This window comes from Pueribacillus sp. YX66 (assembly GCF_041725775.1).
Classification (GTDB): domain Bacteria; phylum Bacillota; class Bacilli; order Bacillales; family UBA6769; genus Pueribacillus.
Genome location: NZ_JBEUEL010000024.1, coordinates 1 through 14159 on the forward strand (window position 1 = coordinate 1; position 14159 = coordinate 14159).

The 14159-nt window shown below is 39.7% G+C and carries 13 protein-coding genes; 3 read left to right on the forward strand and 10 right to left on the reverse strand.

Annotated elements, in window-relative coordinates; translation table 11 throughout:
• Positions 1–361: 361 nt before the first annotated feature.
• The gene (locus ABU914_RS10965) at positions 362–928 is read left to right on the forward strand and encodes a DUF3267 domain-containing protein (RefSeq protein ID WP_379669773.1); all 567 of its coding nucleotides are present in this window, start codon (positions 362–364) and stop codon (positions 926–928) included.
• A gap of 26 nt (positions 929–954) precedes the next feature.
• Here ABU914_RS10965 and ABU914_RS10970 read toward each other — a convergent pair whose 3' ends face one another.
• Both ABU914_RS10970 and ABU914_RS10975 read right to left on the reverse strand, forming a co-directional pair.
• Positions 955–2046, reverse strand: coding sequence for a quinone-dependent dihydroorotate dehydrogenase (locus tag ABU914_RS10970; RefSeq protein WP_379669774.1), 1092 nt, complete (start codon positions 2044–2046; stop codon positions 955–957).
• The gene (locus ABU914_RS10975; RefSeq protein WP_379669775.1) at positions 2039–2413 is read right to left on the reverse strand and encodes a hypothetical protein; all 375 of its coding nucleotides are present in this window, start codon (positions 2411–2413) and stop codon (positions 2039–2041) included. The genes ABU914_RS10970 and ABU914_RS10975 overlap by 8 nt, the downstream gene beginning before the upstream one ends.
• 242 nt (positions 2414–2655) lie before the next feature.
• On the opposite strand from ABU914_RS10975, the gene ABU914_RS10980 reads away from it, so the two are divergent.
• Positions 2656–3426: a sulfotransferase domain-containing protein gene (locus ABU914_RS10980; RefSeq protein WP_379669776.1), complete on the forward strand. Its 771-nt coding sequence runs from the start codon at positions 2656–2658 to the stop codon at positions 3424–3426.
• A gap of 228 nt (positions 3427–3654) precedes the next feature.
• Positions 3655–4473, forward strand: coding sequence for a squalene/phytoene synthase family protein (locus tag ABU914_RS10985; protein ID WP_379669777.1), 819 nt, complete (start codon positions 3655–3657; stop codon positions 4471–4473).
• 47 nt (positions 4474–4520) lie between these two features.
• On the opposite strand, the gene ABU914_RS10990 is transcribed toward ABU914_RS10985, so the two are convergent.
• From ABU914_RS10990 to ABU914_RS11025, 8 genes are all read right to left on the reverse strand, one after another.
• The gene (locus ABU914_RS10990; RefSeq protein ID WP_379669778.1) at positions 4521–5309 is read right to left on the reverse strand and encodes a hypothetical protein; all 789 of its coding nucleotides are present in this window, start codon (positions 5307–5309) and stop codon (positions 4521–4523) included.
• A gap of 21 nt (positions 5310–5330) precedes the next feature.
• Complete coding sequence (locus tag ABU914_RS10995; protein WP_379669779.1) at positions 5331–6719, reverse strand: TcaA NTF2-like domain-containing protein; 1389 nt, start codon at positions 6717–6719, stop codon at positions 5331–5333.
• A gap of 261 nt (positions 6720–6980) precedes the next feature.
• Positions 6981–9662: an MMPL family transporter gene (locus tag ABU914_RS11000; RefSeq protein WP_379669780.1), complete on the reverse strand. Its 2682-nt coding sequence runs from the start codon at positions 9660–9662 to the stop codon at positions 6981–6983.
• A 3-nt stretch (positions 9663–9665) separates the two neighbouring features.
• Positions 9666–10112 (reverse strand): MarR family winged helix-turn-helix transcriptional regulator, encoded by a 447-nt coding sequence (locus ABU914_RS11005; RefSeq protein ID WP_379669781.1) that lies wholly within the window; start codon positions 10110–10112, stop codon positions 9666–9668.
• Positions 10113–10269: 157 nt separating this feature from the next.
• Positions 10270–11235, reverse strand: a complete 966-nt coding sequence (locus ABU914_RS11010) for an ABC transporter ATP-binding protein (RefSeq protein WP_379669814.1) — start codon at positions 11233–11235, stop codon at positions 10270–10272.
• Between the two features lie 28 nt (positions 11236–11263).
• Positions 11264–12283, reverse strand: a complete 1020-nt coding sequence (locus tag ABU914_RS11015) for an ABC transporter ATP-binding protein (protein WP_379669782.1) — start codon at positions 12281–12283, stop codon at positions 11264–11266.
• 16 nt (positions 12284–12299) lie between these two features.
• A complete protein-coding gene (locus tag ABU914_RS11020) occupies positions 12300–13229 on the reverse strand; it encodes an ABC transporter permease (protein WP_379669783.1) in 930 nt (309 codons plus the stop codon).
• On the reverse strand, positions 13229–14158 hold the full coding sequence (locus tag ABU914_RS11025; RefSeq protein WP_379669784.1) for an ABC transporter permease: 930 nt from the start codon (positions 14156–14158) through the stop codon (positions 13229–13231). The genes ABU914_RS11020 and ABU914_RS11025 overlap by 1 nt, the downstream gene beginning before the upstream one ends.
• Position 14159 lies beyond the last annotated feature (1 nt).

A 14159-nucleotide genomic window follows, 5' to 3' on the forward strand; every position in this document is an offset into this window, starting at 1 on the left:
TTTTATGATAGAGTGCCTTCTCTTTTTTGGCTAGTAAATAAGGTGAAAATATCCCCCGAGTAAAATATTACACATATACGGTTATTGTATTTATCGATATATGGAAATTGCTTTGTGAACTGCTCCCTCCGCTTATGCAATTCAAGAAAAGATAATGAGAAAGTCCGTAGGACAGTATGTTGTTCTTTGTGTTCATGAAAATGGCATGTGGAGGGGTTGAAAAAAATCATTTCATTGTTAATACTAGACCATCGGATATTAAGCCCCACACTAAAGTATAGTGGTATAATAAGATGAACAATGAAAACAACGTCTGAATGCCTATAATGTCGACCTAATAAACAAAGTAAAGGAGCTTACGATGGAACTACCGAGAGACCCTGATCACACGATTACATTTAATATGAAAAAAATACAAATTCAAATGCTTATCCTTACGTTTGCAACCATTTTTGCTGGTTTTTTTTTAGCAGCAATTTTTCATTCAGAAATCACATTTTCAATTTCTTTTATGAAGTTTCTTTTTTTTATCCTTCTTTATGTCATCGGCATTGTTCTACACGAACTTTTTCATCTACTCGGGTTTATAGTTTGGGGGAAATGCAGATGGAGCGATCTCGTTTACGGAGTGAACCGCGAACTTGGTGTGGCGTATGCCGGTACGAAAAAAACGCTTCGTAATCGTGCGATGAAAAAAGCGCTGTTACTTCCGTTTTGGCTAACAGGTCTATTGCCATTTCTAATTGGCATTTATCTTAATAACGGGATGCTTATTTCTGTTTCGGCTCTTTTAATTGGAGGAGCAGCAGGAGATTTCGCAATGTACAATCAACTTCGTAAAATAAGCAGTGAAGCGTACATTATAGATGATTTAAAGAAACCGCAACTGTACGTATATTATGATAACCCACACATCAACGAAAAATGAAGCGTAAAATCGATCGACATCACGACCTATGATCGTCGTGCGTCGACTCCTATTGCTTCATGAATGTTCGTCAATCCATCTCGCTCTAACAATTCGATCAGTCTTTGATTGATCGCTTTAACTATTCCAGGACCTTCGTAAATCATCCCTGTATACACTTGAACGAGACTTGCTCCTGCACGAATTTTTGCATACGCATCGTTGCCGTTAAAAATACCGCCGACACCAATAATCGGAATGTTGTCGCCAACTTCTTCATAGATTTCTCTAATCCAAGCGGTAGACCGTTCAGTGAGCGGCTTACCACTTAACCCTCCTGCTTCATGTTTCATCGTTTCATTTTGCAGACCTTCACGCGAAAGAGTTGTGTTTGTCGCAATAATCCCAGATAACCCTTCAGATGCAGCAAGTTGAACAACATCACGCATTTGTTCATCAGCCATATCTGGTGCGACCTTTAATAAAATCGGCTTCGATACAGTTCCCTTTTTCTCGAGCTCCGCTTTTTTCTTTTGAATGCCTCTCACGAGTTGCCGAAGACCTTCTGTTTCTTGCAAATCTCGTAAATTCGGTGTGTTTGGAGAACTTACATTAATGACGAAATAATGACCGTATCGATAAAGGATGTCTAAACAAGTAGCGTAATCATTTGTAGCATTTTCATTAGGTGTCACTTTATTTTTCCCAATATTAATCCCGATTGGGATACCCGCATTCGCGTAATGTTGGAGATTCTCGGCAGCTTTCATTGCTCCTTCATTATTAAACCCCATTCGGTTAATAACCGCTTCATCCTCTACTAAACGAAAAAGTCGTGGTTTGGTATTTCCCGACTGTCCTAACGGAGTAATCGTTCCGACTTCGACAAAGCCAAAGCCAATCGCCGCTAGCGATTCATACACTTCAGCGTTTTTATCGAAGCCCGCAGCTAGTCCAACTGGATTTGGAAAGTGCAGCCCCCAAAGCTTAGAGTGAAGCCGCTCATCTTTTACCGTATATCGTGAACGTAAAACACCCGTCATTCTTGTCTGTTTCGCTACTTTTAAAGCTAATATTGTCCGCTCGTGAGCCGTTTCAGGATCAAGTGCAAATAAATATTTTTTCATAAGTTTATACATTGCGATTCCCTCTCATCATGCTATACAATTCGAGTACAAATAAAATTGCAGCAGCGACAATGCTGGCGACGAGCACAAAAACCGCAAAGCGAACTGCAATCCCTTGCCATATGAAAAACATCGACAAAACGAAAAATCCTGCAGCAATCAAACCTTGTGAAAAACCTTGTTGATTTTCCTTCATTGCTGCTAAAAACAATTGGATTGTTGCAAGATTACATAACAATAAAACGAGAAGCATGAGTAACATTTCTGTTATAAATCCAGTTTCTTCTTCAGAAGAAGTAAAAAATGCTAACGGAATTACAAATACATTGATTGATATGAGGGCAATAGCCCATAAAACCCAATACATCGGTTTACTCAACGACACTCTCCCTCTCTTCCTCCATCCGACAAAATCATCTTACCATTTTTTAGCCTTACTTTGGCAGAGTTCAACAACATCTGCAAATTTACTATACCAAAATTTCACCTTTATTTTGTAACCGTTAAGAACATCGTTGTCATGCACAACGAAAATAAAAAATCAACGTAGTCGTCAAGATAACTATACCTTTCAATACAGCTGTATGTGAATAGAGATGTTATCAAGGAGGGAGATAGATAGTGACCAATCTTGCACCGTTTTTAATGTCGTCTGTGCCAAAAAGTGGCACATTTTTTCTACATCAATTGTTAACGGGCATGCCGAATATCTCAATGGACATCACAGATCCAGAAAAAAAAATCTTTTCACATTGGCAACTTGATCCTCGCAATGTATATGCGGAACACAAAAGCCGCCTGCGCAAACTTCAAAAAAATGAATTTGGATTAGGTCATATCTTTTACACGCCTCAATATACTCAAATGCTTCGTCAGTTGAATATGAAGCATATTTTCATTTATCGTGATCCGCGCGATGTACTTGTTTCGTTGAATTATTTTATTAAAAATAAGTGGATAGAACATCCCTTCCATGAACGATTCCAAAATCCAAACATGACATCGAAAGAAAGGATGTTAAAACTATTACATGGTGAAAAAGAAACTTGGCCATCTTTTTCTGTTTTTATTTCCCCTTTTTATGGATGGATCAACGATCCAACCCCATTTGCTGTATCATATGAGGATTTAAGAAAATCAGAAAAGTTCCAACGGCAAACATTATTAAAACTCGTTCAATTTTTATGGAAAGATACGACACCGCCTTGTTCTTATGAGCAAATCGTCTCGAACATGATCGCTAATCAGCGGCCTGAGCAATCGGCAACGTTCCGTTCAGGAAAAATAGGCGATTGGAAAAAAGAGTTTGATACGGAACTAAAAGAAACGTTTAAAAAAGAAGCGGGCACATTGTTAGTCGACTATAGATTTGAAGATGATTATGATTGGTAGAATCCCAAGTTATCACCATGAAATATGATTTATTTAGTTCCGTACCCACAGTTAGTAAAGTGTTAAGTGCAAAGCATAGCCAAGCGACAGTCATCCATTTGACTGTCGTATTCACGTAATTATTAACGATATTCGACAATTTTTCCTTTTCATTTCTTTTTAACAGAAACTACGATATAGTGAAGATGGGTATGTAGACTGATTAGAAAAGAGGCATTTTAAAGTAAGATGACAACATTACACCAAGAATCGATGGACATGTTAAAAAAGACAAGCCGTACGTTTTTCATCCCGATTACGTTCTTAAAATCAAAATTAAAAGATACTGTCGCCTCAGCATACTTATGTATGCGAGCGATTGATGAAATTGAAGATCATGAATCATTAGAAAATGAAACAAAACAAGCTTTACTGCTTTCCATTAGCGAGCTTTTGAAAAAGCCGTTTGATGAGCAAGCGTACAAAAAAATAATCGAGCCTTATCATATGAAGCTTCCCGCTGTAACAAACCGACTCAGTGATTGGCTTAAACTATGTCCAACGGACATTGTGGGTAAAGTTAAAAGTGCCACGAGTGAAATGGCTGAAGGTATGGCAAAATGGGCGAAGCGGAATTGGGTGATCCGAACTAAAGCTGACCTCGATGACTATACATATTACGTTGCAGGTCTTGTCGGTTGCATGCTATCAGATTTATGGCAATGGCATGACAATACCGAAACTGACCGTGAGTTAGCGATCGCTTTTGGAAGAGGTCTCCAAGCAGTTAACATTTTGCGCAATCAAGACGAGGACGATGAACGTGGTGTCAGTTTCATGCCAGAAGATTGGGACCGTAAAGATATGTTCGAATACGCGGAAAACAACTTAAAAAAAGCTGATCGATATATGGAAAATATTCAAGATACCCATATCCAAATGTTTTGTAACATTCCGTTGCAACTCGCACACTCGACATTACAAGCATTAAAAAAAGGCAAAGAAAAAATGTCACGAGATGAAGTGCTTACTGTCGTTCAACGAGTGACGGCTGATGTAAACCTATAATAAAAATCGTCTCCATTCGGTGAGGAGACGATTTTTTGTATTTCGGTTTAAAACCAAGAATAGACGTGATCAAATTTATCCAAGAAATCGAGAATTGCTAGACGGATGATAATGTAGGAAATAAGCATCGAGAGAGCTGCTGCACCTAGACTAAAATAAACTTTTTGCTCTCCTTTTAATTCCGTTCCTTTATGAAAAGCAAGCAAAACGGGCAAAAAGTAAACGGAAAATAAAAGTGACAAATTCGTCATTCCGATTGTAAACTTAGCCATACCCACAATTCCAAATAAAATCATCGCAACGTTAATAAGCATAAAAGGAACAAGCAATCCGCCAAACTGAGCAAGTATATTTTTTATGGATGAACTGTTATTCATTAGCTTTGTGGCTGCAAATGTGCTAATAAATGCCCCAACGGTAAAAAGAATAATGAAGAAAAATAATGGCACAGTTAAGTCAAAGAATGGTAACGAAGGCGTTAACGGTCCGAACATTTCCTTTACCATTTTATTCGCTAGAAAATAATTCGCAAGCGCATAAGCGAAAGCATAAATCGCCATCGTAATCAGACCATATCCGAACTGATTTTCATTCAATTTTAACGCACGGGTTGGATTTTTTAAAAGGTTGACAATAAATGTAACATACGTTTGAAATGAGTTTTTCTGTTGCACAGGAGCTACTGTCGTTTCAGTTGCCACTGCGGCTTCCGCTTCACTCGTTTCACTATTTGTCTTTGCAGTTTCCGTTCTTGACTGTTCGGCGAGAGCTCCGCCGCATTGCCCACAAAATTTCCCTGACTGTTGTTCATGATTACATTGCTGACAAACTAGCATTCTACGATCATCCTTCTTTCATTAATGTTTGTTACGATCTGTCTCGCGGTAATCAATTTTTGCAATTTTATAACCGTCATCTGTCACTTTGACGTGATACACTTTTTCACGATCATAATCGGTGACTTCTTCTTTGCCTTTTTCGTAATGAGTATACGTAAACTTTTCTCTCGTTGTCACTTTATACACATCATCATCTGATAAGTCAGAATCAAGCACATCATTTTTAATAAACTCATAATGAAACTCCATATCATCAAGATCATTAATAAATTTTTTTAATTCTTTTTCAGCAGCACTACCCTTTTCAATAAAGGAAGCTATGATACTATAGTCTTTTGAATTTAACGCTTGTTCATACGCATCCCGAAAGTTGAGCACATAAGTACTAGCCGAAAAAGCATAATCATCGACATGTCCGTCATACCCGAACTCAAAATAAATCGTACCCCAATTGTTATCGTGTTGCGTCACTGTTTTTGTTTTCATCACTTTTCCTTTTGGGTTTTTCCACTCCGCATGCATTTTTACTTCTGTTTCATCAGGAAAAGGGCCGACATGTTTTAGTTCTTTCAACGTTTTCTCGGTACTTTTTCCATTGACATAAAGAGTCGCATCCATCTGATCAGATTCAATTCCATATGTTTCAGTCGAAAATTCAATATATAGTTCATTTTCATCTCGCGAATGAACAGTAAATTCATCATTTTCTTTAAAATCACCAAATAAATTCGTCGCTTTCGCTTCATACTTATATGTTCCCGGATATACTTTCTCAATTTCAAGCGATGCGTTCTCTTTTACATTAAATTTTTGTTTATTCATCGTAAGCACAGTATCATTCATCGTTGAAAAAACATGTAATGTACTTGGAATCGCCCGAAAAGTGTATGACGAAAATAACCCAAGCTTTTTCTTCTGTTTTACTTTATACAGTTCCACGCCATTTGAACTCTTCACTGTAAAATCGAACGGTGCTTTTTGCTTTGACTCCATCATATTTAGCAATTGTGGCTTGACCGTTTCCCATTCATATTTTTTAATAAACGCAAAGTATTCTTCCTTATCCAACATTGCCTTTTTATCAAACTCGATATGTTTCAAAAATGCTTTGCTATCCCCGTCAATCACTGCGTGATCCATCTCTTGCAACACTTTCACAGGATCATAGTAATTTGACATCCATTGATACACACCTAACAAAACTAGGAGTAAGCCGCCTGCAACACCTAGCAGGATTTTCGCCTGCTTAGACATCGGGCTTTTCGCTGGTGGTGACGTCATTTGTAAGTTCGACTGTTGTACTGCATCTTTAGATCCATTTTCTAATTTGATAAAAGATGCGCCGCATTCGGTACAAAAGGCTTGCTCTTCGCCACGTTTTGCGCCACATTCTGTGCAATGATTCATTGTCGTAAACCCCTTCCCTCGTTATGACTTAAATAAAAAATAAAGAAAGACTCTCACACTATACCAAATACACGCCCAAAAAGTCCCTTATTTAGTTTATTATGGTAGTTTTCCTTAAACGATCGATATTGTATAACGAACAAAATCGCTTACACGACACGACAATCCCAAAGGATTCACTTCGTTTTTTCTCGTCTTAAATCATTGTGCCATTGTATAGAAACAAAAAAGCAACCTACCCACAATAGTGGAATAGACTGATCATTTCCTAGTCTCCGAGATTTTACGTCTTTGTTTAAATGGCCACCAAACGCCTTCCCCGAATGATACGGTAATCGCTGGGATCAGGAGTGGTAAAATAATAAGACCGTACAAAAGCAAACCTGTTATGACAATCGTAGCGATTTGAATTAGGCTTAACACACCTGAAGGCATCATCGCAGCAAATGTACCAGCAAGAATAACTGCAGCAGTCATAATGACCGTTCCCATTTTAGCCATCGAGACTTCTAATGCGTCTTTCACCGTTAGCCCATTGATGCTTTCTTCTCGGAACCGATCAAGCAAGAAAATCGAATAGTCGACACCGAGCGCGATCAACATAACAAATCCGAAAAATGGTACTGCCCATGTTATCCCATCGTACCCAAGAATGTTGACAAAAATGATTTCAGCAACACCGACAGACGTAAAATACGTTAACAGTAAAGACGCAATCATGTAAAATGGCATAATGACAGAACGGAATAAAATGGCTAGTGCGATAAACAGACAAATGAGCATAATCGTAACAGAGTGATTAAAGTCATCTGACGTCACGTCTTTAAGATCAGAATTAATACTTGAGACTCCGTTATACGTAATGCTAACATTCTCAAGCGGCGTTCCAATAACGACCCGTTCAATTGTTGTTTTTATGTCTTGAATTGTGTCAATCGCTTCTGGTGAATACGGATTGTCCTCGAGGATCACTTCAATAAAAGCCCCTGTTTCGTCGCCAAACGTATACTGATCTATGATTGGTTTAAATTGTTCGTCGTCTAACGTCCCTTTCGGTATGAACAATCCTGTGTCACGCACAATCTCCGTTTCACTCATGTCATTTAACATATTACGTAATTCAGTAAGTCCCGTTCCAATCTCTTCGAGACCTTTCGCTGAAGCGTTAACACCTGAGGACATCTCATTTAACCCGTTTCCGAGTTCACCTACTTGGGAACCGGATTGTTCGATTTGACTAGCGGCTAGATTAATACCTTCGCTTATTCCTTGTAGTTCAGCAGACAACACTTGTAAACTACCGGCTGCTTCTTCAGGGGAAAGCCCTAACTGAAGACCGCCTGTGATCTTTTCGATCTGTTCATTAATTTGTTCAATGCCTTCAGCTGCTTGACGAAGCTGCTGCCCTCCTGCCGATGCTTCACGACCTGAAGGGATCGCTTTCCCTGTTTGTGTTAGTCCACCTTGCACTTGTGTTAGTCCTTTTTGAATCTCCTCAAGTCCTCCAATCGCTTCCCTCATCCCATCCGCCATTAGCCCAAGTTGATGATCGACATACATCTCTTCAATCGCTTCACCCGTTGGACGTGTAATTGAACGAACGATCTTCACATCGTCTAGCTTTTCGATCTCTTTACTTAACACCTCAATATATGGAACAACATTTTCTTTAATTATCTCCGAATCTTGCTTAATGACGACTTTCACTGGCAATGAATCCCCATCACCAAATGCTTCTGAAATCGCACGAAGACCTTTCACAGATTCATAATTTTTATCAATTTCATCAGTCATATCATACGAAATATCATTGTTATACGAAAGTAAAATCGGCACCGTTATTGCCGCAACAATCAAAATGGAGACGACAGGACGCTTAACAGAAACTTTACTGAACGCGATCCAAACTTTACTATCTTGGTGTGAGGCTGCTTTTTTCGATGGCCAAAACAATTTGTCTTTAAATAATGCCATGAAAAATGGGATTAACGTATAAAGAACGAGTAGTAATACAGCGATTCCAACCGCAACGCCTACTGCTGATTTAAAAATAGGAAACTCCGCAAATCCAATCGCAGAAAAACCGATAAATACAGCAAGCGCACTAATGAATAACGTCCGACCCGCTGTGTTGTACGTATTGACGATTGCATCTTCAATCGAGTGACCGGCTTGCAGTTCTTCCTTATACCGACTTAATAGCAAAATACAGTAGTCAGTTCCAATTCCAAACAAAACCGCAACGAGAAAAATTTGCGTATAATTCGAAACAGGAAATCCAAACCAATCAATGAAAAAGGCAACGATCGATTGACTCAACAAATACGAAACTCCAACGGCAATCAATGGAATAAACGGAGTCACGAACGAGCGAAATACGATAAGCAGTAAAGCAAAAATAAGTATGACTGTAATCACTTCAGTACGTTTTAATCCGGCTTGTGCACTCATGTCAACGTCATGATTAATAATCGTTTCACCTGTGACGTACACTTCCTCATCTTTCGGTAAGATGTCTGAGCGAATTTTTTCCGTCAGATCGAGCACATCAGACTCTGATCCAGCAACTGTAATCGGAATGAGCACTGTCTTTTTGTCTTCTGAGACGAGCTGTTTTTCCAGCTCTTCATTTTCAAACGGATTTAACACGTCCTCAACAGGTTTTCCAAGCGCCTTAATTTCATTACTCGTTTGTTCAATCTCCGCTTTCTTGTCGGCTGCCATTCCTTCTTTTAACGAATAGACGACGGAAATCGTTTCATCAGTTGCATTTGCTTTTTCTAAAATATCAGCTGCAATCCGCGAATCGGCGTCTTCTGGTAGCTGAAACGTTCCTGCTTCTTCCGCTTGTTTCGTTAAGTTTGGTGAAAGCATAAATAGCCCAACTGTTGCTATGAGTAAAAAGCTAACGATAAGCCATCTAAACTTTAAAACTGACCTCAACAACTACATCCCCTTTAACTGCAAAATCTTTTTCAGTTTGCTAAAAATCTCAATAAACTGGTCGATTTCATATTCATCTACTTGATCTAAAATGAGTGTTTCAAACTGTTTATAAATCGCTTCATTCGAAAGCTGAAGAATCCTTTCACCCTTCTCTGTTAAAAAAATAAATTTCGAACGACGATCTTGTTCATCAGGCTTTATCATAATTAAGCTCTTTTCTTCAAGTTTTTTAATTCGGCTTGAAATCGCACTTTTATGTACACCTTGAAGCTGAGCGATCTTGCTACTCGTCGCCTTCCCATATGTAGAGAGGATTTTCAACACTTGAATTTGTTCAGGAGAATACTCATACCAAAGCGGTAAATCAATCGATTTCATCAAACGTTCAGTTCCGTAGATCATCACTTCTTCAAACAGTTCCGCCGCTTCTTTAAATTTCTCATTCAAAATTAATTCACCCCCTAAACTACTATACTAGTTTAAGGGGTGAACGAATGACAGTCAAGAACAATTCGCTTACGTTGTGTTTTTTCTAGTCTTGAATCATCGGGGCATCGCTCAAGTACAGCTTAACAGTGAAAAAGAGAAGCGCTTTTCGCTTCCCTTACTCATATAAATGACAAGCTGTATAATGATCGAGTTTTACTTCTTGCCACGTTGGCTTCACTCGTGCACAGATGTCCATCGCTTCTGGACAGCGCGTCCGAAATACACATCCACTCGGTGGTTCGATCGGGCTTGGCACGTCTCCTTTCAAGACGATCCGCTCTCGTTTAATTTCTGGATCTGGAATCGGAACAGCTGAAAGCAAAGCTTTTGTATAGGGGTGAAGCGGTTCGTCATACAAGTGAGCACTATCCGTCAGTTCGACCATGTTACCTAAATACATGACAAGAATTCGGTCAGAAATGTATTTTACCATCGACAGATCGTGTGCGATAAATAAATAGGTCAACCCCATCTTCTGCTGTAACTCTTTTAACAAATTGACAACTTGAGCTTGAATCGAAACATCTAACGCGGAAATCGGTTCATCACAAACGATAAATCGTGGCTCTAGTGCAAGCGCTCTAGCAATCCCGATTCTTTGCCGCTGGCCACCGCTAAATTCATGTGGAAACCGGTTCATATGCTCTGATTGCAAACCGACGAGGTTTAGAAGCTCTTTAATTCGCTCCCGCTTCTTTTTCCCGTGCAATGTCCCATGGATTGCAAATGGTTCTCCGATAATTTCTTCAACCGTCATCCGTGGATTTAACGATGCGTACGGATCTTGAAAAATGATTTGTATGTCCCTGCGCATCTTCATCATTTCACGTTCAGAAAGAGAAAAAAGATTGACACCTTTATAAAGGACTTCACCTTCTGTCGGAGTATGCAAACGAATCATCGTGCGACCTACAGTCGATTTCCCGCATCCGCTTTCCCCAACGAGACCGAGCGTTTCTCCAGCATAAATGTCGACTGTGATTCCATCAACCGCTTTCAGCTTTTTTTTATTGACATTGAAATACTTTTTTAAATTTTTCACTTGAAGAAGTGGAGTCTTTCTCAAAGTATTCCCGTTCATTGCATTATCGATATGTTTTCCGTCCAATTTAACGATCAACCGTCTTTCCCTCCTTTAACCACTCTGTCTTATCTGCCATTGTGTGATGAAGCCAACATGCGGAAAATTGTGATTTTCCTACTTCTTTTAAATTCGGATCGTGTTCTTTACAGATTCGCATGGCATAATGACAACGTGGATAAAAAGAACAGCCCTTCGGGGGATCAAACAAATCTGGAGGTGTACCAATAATCGGGTGAAGCGGTTCTTTCCGTTCCGTATCTAACCTTGGCACAGACTTCAATAAACCTCTCGTATATGGATGCTCAGGCTTCGCAAAAAGCTCTTTTACTTGGCCAGTTTCAACAACTTTTCCCGCATACATAACGACAACACGATTACACATTTCTGCAACTACGCCAAGATCATGTGTAATTAAGATAATGGCTGTGCCCGTTTTTTCTTGAATTGATTTCATAAGCTGAAGCATCTGTGCCTGAATGGTTACATCGAGTGCTGTCGTTGGTTCATCTGCAATCAATAGTTTCGGATTGCATGCAAGTGCCATCGCGATCATCGCCCGTTGCCGCATCCCGCCTGAATATTCATGCGGGTACTGATCCATTCGTTTCTCAGGCTGTGGGATTCCTACCAATTTAAGCATGTGCAATGCCCGCTTTCTCGCATCCTTTACCCCTATCTCTTCATGGGTGACGATCGCTTCGATAATTTGTTTACCAATTTTGCTTGTCGGGTTAAGAGATGTCATCGGATCTTGAAAAATCATGCTAATCTGATTGCCGCGAATCATCTGCATCTCTTTTTCCGGTACTTTAAGCAAGTTTTTTCCATTAAAATAGATGGATCCGCGTTCATAAGAAGCTGGCGGAGACGGCAACAATTTCATAATTGACTTTGCCGTCACACTTTTCCCACAACCTGATTCTCCAACAATACCAATCGTCTCTCCTTCTCGAACGACAAAGTTTACACCTTGAACTGCCTTTACAACACCTGCGTACGTTTTAAACGATACGTGCAAATTCTCAACTTCAAGTAATGTTTTCATCGCAGGTCCCTCCTCGTTATTTCCGTAATCTCGGGTCGAGGGCATCACGCAAGCCATCGCCAAACACATTGAATGCAAACATCGTTAACGAAATTAAAATCGCGGGTACAAATAGCTGATAAAAATTGCCGACTAAAATGCTGCCGAGAGCATCACTTGCAAGCGTTCCCCAACTCGCTTTAGGAGCTGGAACACCTAACCCTAAAAAACTGAGCGTCGCTTCTGCAAAAATTGCCGTCGGAACTGTCAATGTCACGTTGACAAGAATCGGTCCAAACGTATTCGGAATCATATGCTTTCTAAGCACCCAACTCATTTTCGCCCCCATAGCCGTTGCCGCTTGGACAAACTCCAACTCTTTCAACTGAAGCACTTGACCGCGAACGAGTCGTGCCATCGGAATCCAACCAGTAATCGTCATCGCAATAATGATCGGCCAAATGCCTCGTTTCAGTGCAATCATAATAAGGATGACCATTAACATATACGGAATAGCATATAAAATTTCTGCAATTCTCATCATCATGTTATCAGTGCGTCCTCCGCGAAGTGCTGAAATTCCGCCGTACAGCACTCCTATTGCAAAATCAATAAGTGCCGCCATAAAACCAATAAACAACGATATTCGTGCCCCATACCATGCACGTGTAAACAAATCACGTCCAGCAGCATCAGTGCCGAACCAATGCTCCGCATTCGGTGACACATTCTTTTTCGTAAAATCTTGCTCGTAATATGAATATTCATTTAAATGTGGACCAATAATGGCCATCAATAATATGAGGAAAATAATGACGAGTCCGACCATCGCGAGCTTATTTTCTTTCAAACGCCGCCACACATCAGGCCAATACGAAACAGGAGGACGCGAAATTTTTTCCGATTCTTGTCGATTCGTTTCATCACGAACAAACATATCTTCTGTAAATGTCGTTTCTCGTTCCATTAGCTACTCTCCTTCGTGATCTTAATGCGTGGATCAATCCACGTATATGCAACATCAACGATAAAGATCAAAAAGATGAGAATAGCGCTATAAAAAATTGTCGAACCTAAAATAACCGAATAATCACGATTAAAAATGCTCGTCACAAACATGTCTCCCATTCCTGGAATGCCAAAAATGTATTCAACGATAAAACTGCCTGTCACTAAGTTCGTCATTAAAATACCAAGGACAGTGACAACGGGTAATATCGCATTCCGAATAGCATGCTTAATAATAATCGTGCTCTGTTTCAGACCTTTCGCTTTTGCCGTTAAAATATAATCTTGACTCATTACTTCAAGCATGCTTGACCGCATCAGTCGTGCAATATACGCTAGCGGCATCATCGCAAGCGAAATCGTCGGCAAAATCGTATGTGACCACGATTTCCATGTTGCGACAGGTAACAGATTCCACTGGACAGCAACGTAATTAATAAGAAACGTTGCGAGAATAAAGTTAGGAACGGAAATTCCAATAATCGCAATGATCATCGAGACGTAATCAGGCCACTTATTCTGATAGAGTGCAGCAATTACACCTAAAATTAATCCAAAAGCGATAGCAATTGACAATGCTTGCAATCCGAGATGAAGAGAGACTGGAAATCCTTTTTTTATGTAATCGTTTACAGTGATTGAGCGATGCTTCATCGACGGTCCGAAATCAAATTGGAGAATTGATTTTAAATACATCCCGTATTGCACAATTTCAGGCTTGTCTAAGTTATAATGTGCGTGTAAATTTTTTTGAACGATTGGTGGCAAGCCTCCATCTTGTGCAAACGGATCACCGGGAATGACTTTCATTATGAAAAACGTAACTGTAATGATTACCCAGATTGTCACGATTGCCCACATGAAGCGCTTCAGCGTATATTTCCACATG

Bases quoted from the DNA above. Each gene is read 5' to 3' on its own strand.
- ABU914_RS10965 (WP_379669773.1), top strand. From the start codon at position 362: ATGGAACTACCGAGAGACCCTGATCACACGATTACATTTAATATGAAA.
- ABU914_RS10970 (WP_379669774.1), bottom strand. From the start codon at position 2,046: ATGTATAAACTTATGAAAAAATATTTATTTGCACTTGATCCTGAAACG.
- ABU914_RS10985 (WP_379669777.1), top strand. From the start codon at position 3,655: ATGACAACATTACACCAAGAATCGATGGACATGTTAAAAAAGACAAGC.
- ABU914_RS10990 (WP_379669778.1), bottom strand. From the start codon at position 5,309: ATGCTAGTTTGTCAGCAATGTAATCATGAACAACAGTCAGGGAAATTT.
- ABU914_RS10995 (WP_379669779.1), bottom strand. From the start codon at position 6,719: ATGAATCATTGCACAGAATGTGGCGCAAAACGTGGCGAAGAGCAAGCC.
- ABU914_RS11010 (WP_379669814.1), bottom strand. From the start codon at position 11,235: ATGAACGGGAATACTTTGAGAAAGACTCCACTTCTTCAAGTGAAAAAT.
- ABU914_RS11015 (WP_379669782.1), bottom strand. From the start codon at position 12,283: ATGAAAACATTACTTGAAGTTGAGAATTTGCACGTATCGTTTAAAACG.
- ABU914_RS11020 (WP_379669783.1), bottom strand. From the start codon at position 13,229: ATGGAACGAGAAACGACATTTACAGAAGATATGTTTGTTCGTGATGAA.
- ABU914_RS11025 (WP_379669784.1), bottom strand. From the start codon at position 14,158: ATGTGGAAATATACGCTGAAGCGCTTCATGTGGGCAATCGTGACAATC.